The sequence below is a fragment of the Ornithinibacillus liuyingii genome, assembly GCF_055550225.1.
Window position 1 is genome coordinate 121,967 of record NZ_JBPWOS010000002.1, and the last position, 12,421, is coordinate 134,387.

Annotated in this window: 13 protein-coding genes; 12 read left to right on the forward strand and 1 reads right to left on the reverse strand. The window is 37.2% G+C overall.

The window, feature by feature from the left end:
• Positions 1-182 precede the first annotated feature (182 nt).
• A complete protein-coding gene (locus ACSKT4_RS03515; protein WP_343457806.1) occupies positions 183-653 on the reverse strand; it encodes a bacterial transcriptional activator domain-containing protein in 471 nt (156 codons plus the stop codon).
• Positions 654-675: 22 nt separating this feature from the next.
• Here ACSKT4_RS03515 and ACSKT4_RS03520 point away from each other — a divergent pair, with 22 nt between their 5' ends.
• The 12 genes from ACSKT4_RS03520 to ACSKT4_RS03575 all read left to right on the forward strand — a co-directional run bounded on the left by ACSKT4_RS03520 (position 676) and on the right by ACSKT4_RS03575 (position 12,410).
• The gene (locus ACSKT4_RS03520; protein WP_465822825.1) at positions 676-1,158 is read left to right on the forward strand and encodes a hypothetical protein; all 483 of its coding nucleotides are present in this window, start codon (positions 676-678) and stop codon (positions 1,156-1,158) included.
• A complete protein-coding gene (locus ACSKT4_RS03525; protein WP_465822826.1) occupies positions 1,155-1,817 on the forward strand; it encodes a hypothetical protein in 663 nt (220 codons plus the stop codon). Before ACSKT4_RS03520 ends, ACSKT4_RS03525 begins: the two co-directional genes overlap by 4 nt.
• A gap of 37 nt (positions 1,818-1,854) precedes the next feature.
• On the forward strand, positions 1,855-2,364 hold the full coding sequence (locus tag ACSKT4_RS03530) for a sensor histidine kinase (protein ID WP_343457767.1): 510 nt from the start codon (positions 1,855-1,857) through the stop codon (positions 2,362-2,364).
• A 55-nt stretch (positions 2,365-2,419) separates the two neighbouring features.
• A complete protein-coding gene (locus ACSKT4_RS03535; protein WP_343457807.1) occupies positions 2,420-3,373 on the forward strand; it encodes a histidine kinase in 954 nt (317 codons plus the stop codon).
• 135 nt (positions 3,374-3,508) lie between these two features.
• Entirely contained in the window at positions 3,509-3,658 is a 150-nt protein-coding gene (gene sspO / locus ACSKT4_RS03540; RefSeq protein ID WP_343457768.1) for a small acid-soluble spore protein O, read from the forward strand.
• A gap of 12 nt (positions 3,659-3,670) precedes the next feature.
• A complete protein-coding gene (locus ACSKT4_RS03545; RefSeq protein ID WP_343457769.1) occupies positions 3,671-3,883 on the forward strand; it encodes a hypothetical protein in 213 nt (70 codons plus the stop codon).
• A gap of 125 nt (positions 3,884-4,008) precedes the next feature.
• Positions 4,009-4,857, forward strand: coding sequence for a BglG family transcription antiterminator LicT (gene licT, locus ACSKT4_RS03550; RefSeq protein WP_186869133.1), 849 nt, complete (start codon positions 4,009-4,011; stop codon positions 4,855-4,857).
• 248 nt (positions 4,858-5,105) lie between these two features.
• Positions 5,106-7,010, forward strand: a complete 1,905-nt coding sequence (locus ACSKT4_RS03555; RefSeq protein WP_186869134.1) for a beta-glucoside-specific PTS transporter subunit IIABC — start codon at positions 5,106-5,108, stop codon at positions 7,008-7,010.
• 68 nt (positions 7,011-7,078) lie between these two features.
• Complete coding sequence (locus tag ACSKT4_RS03560) at positions 7,079-8,512, forward strand: glycoside hydrolase family 1 protein (protein ID WP_186869135.1); 1,434 nt, start codon at positions 7,079-7,081, stop codon at positions 8,510-8,512.
• A gap of 61 nt (positions 8,513-8,573) precedes the next feature.
• The gene (locus ACSKT4_RS03565) at positions 8,574-10,001 is read left to right on the forward strand and encodes a 6-phospho-beta-glucosidase (protein ID WP_465822828.1); all 1,428 of its coding nucleotides are present in this window, start codon (positions 8,574-8,576) and stop codon (positions 9,999-10,001) included.
• A gap of 332 nt (positions 10,002-10,333) precedes the next feature.
• The gene (locus ACSKT4_RS03570) at positions 10,334-11,185 is read left to right on the forward strand and encodes a Cof-type HAD-IIB family hydrolase (RefSeq protein WP_339216339.1); all 852 of its coding nucleotides are present in this window, start codon (positions 10,334-10,336) and stop codon (positions 11,183-11,185) included.
• A 289-nt stretch (positions 11,186-11,474) separates the two neighbouring features.
• On the forward strand, positions 11,475-12,410 hold the full coding sequence (locus ACSKT4_RS03575) for a hypothetical protein (RefSeq protein WP_465822830.1): 936 nt from the start codon (positions 11,475-11,477) through the stop codon (positions 12,408-12,410).
• The last annotated feature ends 11 nt before the right edge of the window (positions 12,411-12,421 follow it).

A 12,421-nucleotide genomic window follows, 5' to 3' on the forward strand; every position in this document is an offset into this window, starting at 1 on the left:
CGATACTAGCTCCGGAAATATACGTAGACTCCTGCGGGAGGAAAGGCATCGGTGAGACCCCTAAAGAAGAAGCACGAGGAGGCTCAACAGCCGCCCGCGAACCGCAAGTATATTTCCGGAGCGGGGTCTTTGCTCGTTATTCGGTTTTTCCATTGAGATAAATCGTTATGTCTAAAGCCTAATCAACTAGATAATAAAGAATCGTAGACTTTCCTTATCGAATCAGAGGGATCTAGACCTAACTCCTCAGCCATTAACTTACAATAATCAAAATATAGCTTTATCGCATCAGAACGATTATTTTGCTTGAGAAGGATTTCCATGCTCTTCTTAATATTTTCATCTAAATATGGCTCTATCTTACGCTGAAACTGTAAGTAATAGAGTGCTTTCGTTAAATCTTTTTCTTCATAATATTGGATTATATCGTGGAGTAATCGCATGATGATGTGATGATATTCCTGGGTTTTTTCATATGCCCATTCATATCCATTCAATTCTAAATAAGGCTCTTGATATAAGTGTACTGCTTTTTCTAATTTCGTAATGTTTGATTCGTCGACACGCTCTAAATTATCTACTACATCATATAATTCATAGGCATCACAGGATTTTAGTTCTAGTGATCCTGAATTTATTAAGGTTCCTTCTATCTGGGATGATTATTTTAATAATTTGGACGATAGAATTAATGTCGGGTCATATCGGTTGGTCGTTACGGTACCGGAGGAGGATGAGTATGCTATTAGTGTCCAGTCCATCCGACATGCAAGTCAAATATACATAAACGGTGAGTTAGTGGGTGGACTAGGTACACCTTCATCAAATTCGGAGCAATATGAATATCGTGAAGGGAAAAATATTGTTCGTGGGAAGAGTGAAAATCACCAATTGGATATAGTGGTCCATGTTGCGAATTCCTCCGTGATAAAAAATGGCGGAATAGTAAAATCGATAATGTTTGGTAAAGTAGACCCAGTATACGCTAATTCTGCTAAAGGTAAGTTCTTTGATGGTGTTGTTGTAGCTGGTTATCTCATACTAGGTATTATCTTTCTATTTCAATTTTTACTGAATAAAAACGCTCGTAACGAATTGTATTTCTCTATCTTTTGTTTCTTACAAGGTATTTATGTATCCACACAGACATTCCAATGAACGGGTTATTAAGTATTCAATTGTCTTTCATTAGTCTAGCTGTTCTATTTTTCTTCTTATTCATTCGACATACCTTTCATTTTAATACAACACCTCGGTTAGTAAAATGGATGAAGTGGATTCTTCTAATTCAAACTATTTACTTTGGAATTCCCAAGTCGACTAACTATTTGAAGGAATTATCGTTCATCGTACAATGTACTTATATCGCCGTACTTTCGATGGTGTTTATTTACATTATTGTCATGATCATAAAGGCTTTCCGGCAAAAGGTAGAGGGATCTGACTATCTATTAGTCGCGACTACCTGTTTCTCAGCTTATGGTGCTACTTTAGCATTGGAGTTGCTATTCCAAATTAAAGTAGATCAGATTCCGGTGTTCTTATTTTTAATGATGACCATGACGTTTTCATTCTTTATCGGCTATCGTAGGAAGTTATCCTATGAGAAAATCGATAATCTGTCGAAGGAATTACTAGTGTTAGGGCAATTCAAGGATCAATTCTTGGCTAAGACAACAGAGGAGTTGAAGAAGCCTATATTTCAGATTACCCAGGATACGAATGCATTGATAGAGGGAAATAATGGTCCATTAAAAAAGACCAATATGATTTGGTTTATCGAATGCATTATGCCAGCAAACGTTTACGTAAATTAGTGGATGATTTACTATTTTACGTGGGGAATATGAGCATTTGAACCTGGATGTAAAGCCGATTCGGTTAGATGTTATCAATGAGATAGTAGAGGAACAGAAGTATTTTCTAGGGGTCCAAAATCGGATTATTATAAAAAATCAACTAGCCCATGATTTACCCTATGTGTTAGCGGACAAAAATGGGCTACGGCAAATCGTCTTTCAACTTTTACAAAATGCGATTACCTATACGGAAGAAGGAACGATAACGATATCTGCCATCTATAAAGCAGATAAGGTCTTTGTATCGATTGCAGATACTGGGATTGGGATAGAAGAGCAATATCAGGAGCAAATTTTTGAGAGCTTCTTCCAAATAGCACGGCCGAACCGTATGCAGCAACAAAATTTAGGACTAGGCTTGAGTATTACGAAAAAAATAGTAGAATTAATGGATGGAGAAATTTCGGTTCACTCTACTCCAGGTAAAGGATCATGCTTTACATTTTCTTTACCAGTCTATCAGGCTCAAGAAGTAGCTGCTTCTGTTACTTATGAGGCCACTTAGGAAGAGCGTTACCCCATAAAACAGTACCCAACAGCAACATTCGAAAATTATACTCCTGTTAGACCATGATCATCAGCATCTTCGCTATATGATGAAAGTGCTGGTAAACAATGGTTATTCAGTTATTGGATGTACGAATAGTAGTGATGCGTATACGTTCTTCAAGCAGGAAGCGATTGATTTGGCAATCATTGATGGAGTAGCCGAGGACGGAGTAGGTCAAAAATTAACAAAGCAAATTCGAGATGAGTATGCGTTAGCTGAATTACCGATATTAATGTTATCTGTTACAGGTCAAAATATGCCGTATTATATTCAATTAGGTGCGAATGACGTGATAGCGAAGCCAGTGGAAATGAGGGAATTTATTTCAAGAGTTCAATCGTTATTATTAATTAAAGATTCATTTCGTAAGAGTATCCAAAGTGAATTGAACTATTACAGGGGACAAATAGCTCCACATTTTCTTTATAATACATTGAATACTATAATCGCATTAAGCTATGAAAATCCAGAGAAATCTCGTGAGGCCTTGGAGCATTTATCGATCTATTTTCGCTCGAAATTAGATTCTCAAATCCACCAGGAGCTGATTCCGTTAGCTAATGAAATTGAATTTGTTCAATCGTATGTGGCGATAGAGAAGCTTCGGTTTGGGGACCGACTACAGGTTATCTATGACATAGATGAGGAAATCGATATGGTGATTCCAACGATGACGATTCAGCCATTAGTTGAAAATGCCATTACTCATGGAATTTCCAAACAAAACCAAGGTGGAACCCTAACTTTCACTGTGAAGCGAGAGGATGGAATAGTTCTCATTATAGTCGAAGATGATGGGATCGGCATTCCAGAGGAAAAACAAGAAGAATTGCTTTACGGTAGTAGTAACAGATTAGGCTTTAAAAATCCATATGAAAAAATGAAATTAATTAAAAATACAACCTTTGAGTTAATCAGTAGTGAAGGCAAAGGAACGAAAATAATTATTCGAATGAAACAATGATGAGAAGCGGCTACGTTTAGGTTATATGACCTGAACGTAGCCGCTTGTTTGTAATAGTCGCGATTTATTTTTTGTTCCTAACGGAGGATTCATAATTTGCTGCAACATGTAAAAACTAAACGTGGAGGTGTTCTTATGAGCAAGAAAAAGCTAAGTAGTGGTGGTTTTAGTGATGAGCAGGCAGTAAGAGAAAAGCTATCCAAGCAGTTCGATCATGAGTTTGCTAATGAGCCACTGACACCGAATGAGAAGTATAACAATAAAAAGACTAAAAAGCGTCAATAAAGGAGTAGTTACATGCCACGTCGTTATACGGAATCCATACCACATTACGATGGGAAACAAGAAAGTTTGCTATACCAATCATATGGTACGCAAATTGGGATGACCTCCCAAGTGGGAATGACTACCAATATTAATCGAAATGCCCTCGCTTCCTTCAACCAAATTAAGGATGAGAAACAGAAGCGATTTGAGGAAATGCATCGAGAGAAGCGGTTTGAATATTAGTGGGAGTGCTTGGCGTAAAGCCGAGCACTTTTTCTATTATGAGTGCCATATCATTTGCTTTGACTAATAACTTTGATGTATGGTAAAAATCAATTATGCTATCTCATTAAGGAGTCATAGTTTCGATGAAAATTACAAAAGTATTGAATAATAATGTCGTGATAACGGAAAATGACCAAAAGGAAGAATTGGTCGTGATGGGCAAAGGACTTGCTTTTCAGAAAAAGGTCGGGCAATCCATTGATCCGTCAAAAGTGGAAAAAACCTTTGTACTTCAGAACACAGGTATTTCCGAGAAGCTAGATCAATTGTTAAAGCATACATCAGAAAAATACTTGGACATTGCATATGAAATACTGCAATATGCCCAGTCTAAACTCCCATATAAACTGGACGAATATTTGTATGTTGCCTTAACCGACCATATAAGCTTTGCGATTAGTCGTCATAATCAAGGAATACGTCTTAAAAATGCTTTATTATACGAAATTCGTAAAAATTATAAGCAAGAATATGAAATCGGTTTAAAGGCTATTGATTTTATTGAAGAAGAAACGAAGATACGTCTGGATGAAGATGAGGCGGCTTCGATTGCCTTGCACTTAGTTAATAGCGAAATTTCCGGAGAAAATATGGAAACTGCTATCCTTGTAACGGAGATGGTCAATAATATTCTTAATATTGTGAAATATACCTATCAAATGGAATTAGATGAGGACTCCATTAACTATGAACGCTTTCTTACTCATCTAAGATACTTCTCCATCCGCTTTATTCGGAAAGAAAAGACGGAAGATACTGTTGATGACTTCTTTGTGGAACAAATCCGTCAAAAGTATGTGAAAGCTTACCAATGCACAAGAAAAATAGCAACCTATCTTCAAAGTGAATTTAATTGGGAAATATCGAAGGATGAAGAAATGTACTTAACCGTACATATTCACCGTGTTACGTATCGCCAAAAAAATGGCTAACTATGAAAACGTTTAAAAAATGGTTGACTTAGGTTAAAAGTCATGGTAAATTGTAATTGTTAATTAATTAACACTAATTTAATAATAATTTTAGGAATGTTACCTATTTTGGGCATAACCTGAATTAATTTGATACACACGATAGCTATGCGTGTTTTCAAATTAGTTCAGGTTTTTTATTTACCAAAATAAAATTGAACATTCCGAAGTTTCAAAAATAAAATAGGGGAAAGAGAAGGTGGCCGATTATGAAATACGAACAATTGGCAAAAGACATTATTGCTAACGTTGGTGGAAAAGAAAACGTTAACAGTGTCGTACATTGTATTACAAGACTTCGCTTTAAATTAAAAGATGAAAAGAAAGCGAATACAGATGTGTTGAAAAGTATGGATGGTGTCGTAACCGTTATGAAAAGCGGTGGCCAGTATCAGGTCGTGATAGGAAATCATGTGCCTGATGTGTATAAATCTGTAGTAGCTGTAGGTGGATTTGATTCTGCACAGCCAGTTGAGGCAGACAGTGGGGAGAAAGGGAGTCTATTCAACCGATTTATCGATATGATTTCTGGAATCTTTACGCCAATTCTTGGTGTGTTAGCAGCTTCCGGTATGATTAAAGGTTTCAATGCTTTGTTTGTAGCAATTGGTTGGCTTGATGAACAAGGTGGAACTTATGAGATTTTAAATGCTATAGGTGATGCACTATTCTACTTCTTACCGATTTTACTAGGTTATACTGCAATGAAGAAGTTTGGTGGAACACCGTTCTTAGGAATGGTTATTGCAATGGCACTTGTATATCCTGCACTGGAAGCAATTCCAAACGCAGGTGAGCCATTATACACCTTGTTCGCAGGGTCTATGTTTGAATCACCAGTTTATATTGAGTTCTTTGGAATTCCAGTAATCTTAATGACGTATTCGATGTCTGTTATTCCAATTATCCTATCAGCATTTTTCGCGGCTAAGCTAGAAAAATTCTTTGCAAGAGTCATTCCAGACGTAGTAAAAATGTTCCTTGTTCCAATGTTTACACTATTGATTATCATTCCACTAACATTCATAATTATTGGACCTATCGCAACATGGGCAAGTCAATTACTTGGTCAAGCAACAATTTGGGTCTATGATTTAAGCCCAATTATTGCAGGGGCATTCCTTGGTGGATTCTGGTTAGTATTTGTTATGTTTGGTCTTCATTGGGGACTTGTTCCAATTGGAATTAACAACTTTACTAGCCAAGGCTGGGATCCAATTTTAGCGTTAATATTTGTTCACTCCTTTGCACTAGCAGGGGCAATCCTAGCAGTTTGGATTAAAACAAAAAATTCTAATACGAAAACACTAAGTGCACCAGCATTGATTTCTTCTATATTTGGTGTAACAGAACCGGCTATGTATGGTATTGCATTACCACTTAAAAAACCATTTATCTTTACCTTAATCTCATCTGCAATTGGTGGAGCAATGTTAGGGTTCTTCGGTTCAGTAGGTTATGTGATGGGTGGTTTAGGGATTTTCCAAATTCCTAGTTTCATATCCCCAGACGGTATTGATATGTCACTGATTGGCGCGATTATCGCGGCTGTAGTAGGATTAGTTCTAGCTTTCGTATTAACATTCTTCTTCGGAGGAATTAATAAAAATCAAGACGAAGCACCAACAGAAAAAGGAAATACTACGATAACTAACCGTAAAAGTGAATCTATTGTAAGTCCTTTAAATGGGGAAGTAAAAAACTTAGCAGATATTCAAGATGCTGCCTTTGCATCTGGAGCATTAGGTAAAGGGGTAGCGATTGAGCCAACAGAAGGTAAGTTATTTGCACCTGTATCTGGTACGGTTTCCGCATTATTCCCAACGAATCATGCGATAGGTATTACAACAGATGGTGGAGCAGAAATCTTAGTACACATTGGAATGGATACTGTTCAATTAGAAGGTAAATATTTCACTGCCCACACCACACAAGGTAACCGTGTAGAAAAGGGACAATTATTAATCGAATTTGATGCTAATGCTATTAAAGAAGCAGGATTTGCCTTAACAACACCTGTTGTAGTAACCAATCAATATGACTATGAGATTACACTAGTAGAAACAGATAAGATTCAATCACAAGATCCATTATTAGAAGTAATACCTAAGTAACAACAGTTCTGGCATTCGCCACTAGTAGACGAATGCCAGGTCTATACATGATGAGGGAGGAATACAAAATGACAAAACAATTTCCAAAAGGATTTTTATGGGGTGGCGCTACAGCAGCGAACCAATTTGAAGGTGCCTATCAAGAAGGTGGAAAAGGGCTAAATCTAGCAGACGTTTTACCAGGAGGAAAAGCGAGATTACAACTATTATCTCAAACAGGTTTTGACTTTGAAATTGATAAATCAACATATTCGTATCCGAATCATGAAGGAATAGATTTCTATCACCGTTATAAAGAAGATATCGCATTGTTTGCTGAAATGGGCTTTAAAGTATTCCGTATGAGTATTGCATGGAGTCGTATCTTCCCTAATGGGGATGAATTAGAACCAAGTGAGGAAGGCTTAGCATTTTATGACCGTGTATTTGACGAGCTAAATAAGCATGGAATTGAGCCTTTAGTAACGATTGCCCATTATGAAACACCATTACATTTGATTAAAGAATATGGCGGCTGGAGAAATCGTGAATTGGTTGGTTTCTTTGAGCGCTATGTAAGAACAATCTTTACTCGCTATAAGGATAAAGTTAAATATTGGTTAACATTTAATGAAATCAATGGTGCAACCCATATGCCATTATTTGGACTTGGTTTCTCTCCTGAAAGTGAAGAAACACGCTTACAAGATAGCTTCCAAGGCTTACACCACCAATTCGTGGCAAGTGCACAAGCTGTAAAAATTGGACATGAAATTATTCCAGGATCTCAAATCGGGTGTATGCTTCTTTATGCTCCTGTCTACTCATTTGATTCGAACCCGAATAATGTCATGCATGCTAGACAAGAATCGGATATTTTTAATTTCTTCTGCGGAGATGTTCAGGTTCGCGGGGAATATCCTTACTTTGCTAATCGTTACTTCAAAGAGAATAATATTGAACTAGATATTCAAGAAGGTGATTTAGAAACAATTAAAGAAGGAACAGTAGACTTCATCTCCTTCAGCTATTACATGTCTCGTACGGATAAAAAAGAGAAAACACCAGAAGAGCTAGGTGCAGGTAACTTAATCGGTGGCGTGAAAAATCCATTCTTAAAAGCAAGTGACTGGGGATGGGAAATTGATCCTGTTGGCTTAAGAATTGCTTTAAATGAGCTATATGGCCGTTACCAAAAACCACTCATGGTTGTGGAAAATGGATTAGGTGCTTATGACAAAGTAGAAGAAGACGGATCAATCCAAGACGATTATCGTATCGATTATCTTCGCGAGCATATTGAGCAAATGGGCGAAGCAATTGAAGATGGTGTTGACTTAATAGGATATACAAGCTGGGGCTGTATTGACTTAGTAAGTGCATCATCAGGGGAATATTCGAAGCGTTATGGATTCATTTATGTAGATAAACATGATGATGGTAGTGGTACACTAGAACGTAAACGTAAGAAATCATTCTTCTGGTATAAAGATGTCATTTCTTCTAATGGAGAAAACCTATAAAAATAATAAAATGAGGGAGGGGATTTCCTCTCTCTGATTGATTATGAGGAGGAGAAAAAATATGTCTGGATTTCCAAAAGGATTTTTATGGGGTGGCGCTATTGCAGCGAACCAAACAGAAGGAGCTTATTTAGAGGATGGGAAAGGATTAACAACAGTCGATTTACTCCCAACTAGAGATAAACGTTTTCCCGTAATGCTAGGAAAGCTTTCTTCATACGAACCTTTAGAGAGCGAATTCTATCCATCCCATGAGGCAATTGATTTCTACCATCGTTACAAAGAGGACATTGCACTATTTGCTGAAATGGGATTTAAAACTTTGCGTTTATCCATCTCATGGGCTCGAATTTTCCCAAATGGCGATGATGCTGAGCCGAATGAAGCTGGACTACAATTTTATGATGATGTATTTGACGAATTAAAGAAACACAATATCGAACCACTAGTAACACTTGCTCACTTTGATGTTCCTGTTAATCTAGTAAAAGAATACGGTAGCTGGAGAAATCGCAAATTGGTAGATCTTTTTGAAAAATATGCGAGAACCGTATTTACTCGTTACAAAGATAAAGTGAAATACTGGTTAACCTTTAACGAAATTAATATGCTACTCCATTTACCATTTGTAGGTGCTGGACTAGTATTTGAAGAAGGCGAAAATGAGCAACAAATAAAATATCAAGCAGCACATCATCAGCTTGTGGCAAGTGCTCTAGCAGTAAAAGCTGGCCATGAAATTATTCCAGATGCCATGATCGGATGTATGCTAGCTGCTGGGATGACTTATCCATATTCTAGTAATCCGGATGATGTAATGGATGCGATGGATAAAGACCGTGAATCCTTCTTCTTTATCGATGTACAGTCAAGAGGGGAATACCCAGGATATGCTAAACGCTTCTTCCAGGAGAATGGAATTGAACTAGAAATGGAAGAAAATGATGCAAACATTCTAAAAGAAAATACAGTCGATTATATTGGCTTTAGTTATTATTCAAGTCGTGTCACTAGTACTGATCCAAAGGTTCAAGAAAATCAAACAAGTGGAAATGTATTTGGCTCAATTAAAAATCCTTACTTAGAAACTTCAGAATGGGGATGGACAATTGACCCGAAAGGACTTCGTATTACCGCTAACCAATTATATGATCGTTATCAAAAGCCATTATTTGTCGTCGAGAATGGACTAGGTGCAGTAGATGTACCGAATGAGAATGGGGAAGTTATCGATGACTATCGTATTCAATATTTACAAGCGCATTTAAAAGAGTTGAAAGAAGCGATTCAAGATGGTGTCGATATCCTTGGTTATACGAGCTGGGGACCAATTGACATTGTTAGTGCCTCCACAGGTGAAATGAAAAAACGCTACGGCTATATTTATGTAGACCGTGATAATGATGGGAATGGAACATTAAAACGTACCAAGAAGAAAAGCTTTGATTGGTATAAGCAAGTGATCAAGACAAATGGAGAAGAGCTATAATTAGTTCTTGAATGGATAAAAGCTAGGAAAAACATAGGAAAGAAAAGAGATAGTCCAACTGGTGATAATTGCTTTTGACTCGGGAATAGACACTGCGGTTAATTGGTAGTAGGGAGCACGCTTATGCTTACAATCGCAGATGTCTATCCTACAGGTTAGTCGAGATATCGTTATGGAAGCAACTATTATTCATTATGGATTTTATATCTATTTCTTTTGTGTTTTTCCTAGCTTTACTTTTGGTAACCATCGATTCATTTTACTACTAGTAAGATGAACATGGTATAAAGACCCAAGACATATTAGTTATTTTGATAGGAAGGGAGAGTAAGATGAAGTTAATTGCACTTGATTTAGATGGTACAACATTAGATTCTAATAAAGAAATAAGTGAAGAAAATCTTCGAGCCATCTTAAAGGCCCAAAGAGAAGGCCATATTATAATGGTGTTATCTGGTAGAGCAATGAATAGAATCAAGCCTGTATTAAAGAAATATGGGTTGAAATGCCATATTGGAGCCAATAATGGTGCTTCTTTATATGTCAATGATGAGTTGATTCACAGGACGGTTTTTAAGCCAGAACAATTTAGGCGTATTTATTTGGAATTGGAAAAAGAAGGTATTCCGTACAATATAACAACTAATAAAGGTGTATTTGCGCCAAGAGACTGGGGAGAACGACTGGAAAAGGTGCTTTCCTCAGGATTGGTACCACAGGAGAATTACGAAAATAGGCACTTTGGTATTTTTACCGTATTACCAACAGTCCATGGGCATAAGTTGTTCGATAATATAGATGACATCATAGAAGAAGATTCGTCGGTACAGAAGTTTATGGTCCTAACTTTAGATCCAATACAGAAAAAGAGATTAGAAGAAACATTAGGATTAATAGATGAAATTCATGTTGCGTCTTCTTCTATCAATATAGATATGATGCATCAGGATGCAAATAAAGGAAACGCACTTAAAATAATGGCAGAGCACTTTAATATCGCGTTAAAAGACACGATCGCTATTGGAGATGAAGGTAATGATATTACGATGTTTAAGGTGGCTGGCTTAGCCGTTGCCATGTCAAATGCTACTGATGAAGTGAAAAGTCATAGTAATGTCGTTACGTTATCTAATGATGAGGATGGAGTTGCTTATGCTATAAATAACTATGTGTTAAATACATAAATCAATGCTACCTTGTCCTTGAAGAAAGCCCTCCTCTTGACCATGAGGTTATGCCATACGTTAGATATCCATAGTGAGGAAATGGAAGGAAAGGCGGATTGGGTGCTACATGTTGTAGGAGAAATGAATAGTCCAAAGTTAATATTAATGAACAAATACGGGCTACAAATAGACAGATAAATGATATACTTACAATTGTCGGCTATTTCTCTTTACATTTTATAACTGTAATGGATAGCGTAACCAGTATAAAGAATAGCCTAAAATAATCATACGAGGGGTATACATAATGAAGAGAATTTTTTGGCTAGTGCTGCTAGCGGCTTTATTGTTTATGATTAGTGCATGTTCCGCACAGGATGAAAATCAGGAGAATCATCATTCGGCTTCGGATGAAAATGTCGGTACAGAAAACAATCCAAGCGATGAATCAGAAAGTGCAGAAGAAGCTTCAACATCAACACCTGACTCGGCAGACGGTACATTAGATGTAGAAAGCTACTTAAATGAGCATTATGTAATGGAAAACCTACATTATGTAGCAGAAGCATGGGAAGATGCCGAGGTGGACAAGACGAATTATACCGTTAACATTCTTCCTGATACGAAAGAATTTGGGCAAGAAATAGATGCTATTTTTAAAAATGGCTCGCCTAATGTCGATGATGAACGAACAATAGAAATGTTTGCTATGGCGGAGAAGATAATGGATGATATGCCTACGATTGACGAGACGATTCACATTGATTCCGTTAATTGGGTGTCATATGATGGAAGTAATTCGGTTATGTTAATACAAGATTATGAGAATAGTAATGTACAAGAAGGGAATCAGGATAGCGTACTAACGCAATACTCTAGTGAACAAATCGAATATGCTCGGGTTTGGTTGCAGCTTGGACCTAACCAGGATATTGATGGATTGTATGTTAACTATATTCCAGCTGGTACACCGATTAACCCGATTGATGAGACCAGTGCTAGCTATCCAGAAGATGTTATTCAGCTATCGGGTTCTCGCTTAGTGGATGGTTCGGTAACGTATAGTGGTAATGGAGATGGAACGATTAATGTTTACAATGTTCCGAAACGCTGGGATGGCCAGTACCCTGCAGGTGAGAAATTCTATACCGATATCATCGATAATACAGCATTAGTGTATATTGACCCGGGTAGTGATGAAAAGGTGGCGGAGCTCATCAAGTTGCTACAGGTTAGTGAATAAAAAAAGCTGGA

Bases quoted from the DNA above. Each gene is read 5' to 3' on its own strand.
- ACSKT4_RS03525 (WP_465822826.1), top strand. From the start codon at position 1,155: ATGAACGGGTTATTAAGTATTCAATTGTCTTTCATTAGTCTAGCTGTT.
- sspO (WP_343457768.1), top strand. From the start codon at position 3,509: ATGAGCAAGAAAAAGCTAAGTAGTGGTGGTTTTAGTGATGAGCAGGCA.
- ACSKT4_RS03545 (WP_343457769.1), top strand. From the start codon at position 3,671: ATGCCACGTCGTTATACGGAATCCATACCACATTACGATGGGAAACAA.
- licT (WP_186869133.1), top strand. From the start codon at position 4,009: ATGAAAATTACAAAAGTATTGAATAATAATGTCGTGATAACGGAAAAT.
- ACSKT4_RS03555 (WP_186869134.1), top strand. From the start codon at position 5,106: ATGAAATACGAACAATTGGCAAAAGACATTATTGCTAACGTTGGTGGA.
- ACSKT4_RS03560 (WP_186869135.1), top strand. From the start codon at position 7,079: ATGACAAAACAATTTCCAAAAGGATTTTTATGGGGTGGCGCTACAGCA.
- ACSKT4_RS03565 (WP_465822828.1), top strand. From the start codon at position 8,574: ATGTCTGGATTTCCAAAAGGATTTTTATGGGGTGGCGCTATTGCAGCG.
- ACSKT4_RS03570 (WP_339216339.1), top strand. From the start codon at position 10,334: ATGAAGTTAATTGCACTTGATTTAGATGGTACAACATTAGATTCTAAT.
- ACSKT4_RS03575 (WP_465822830.1), top strand. From the start codon at position 11,475: ATGAAGAGAATTTTTTGGCTAGTGCTGCTAGCGGCTTTATTGTTTATG.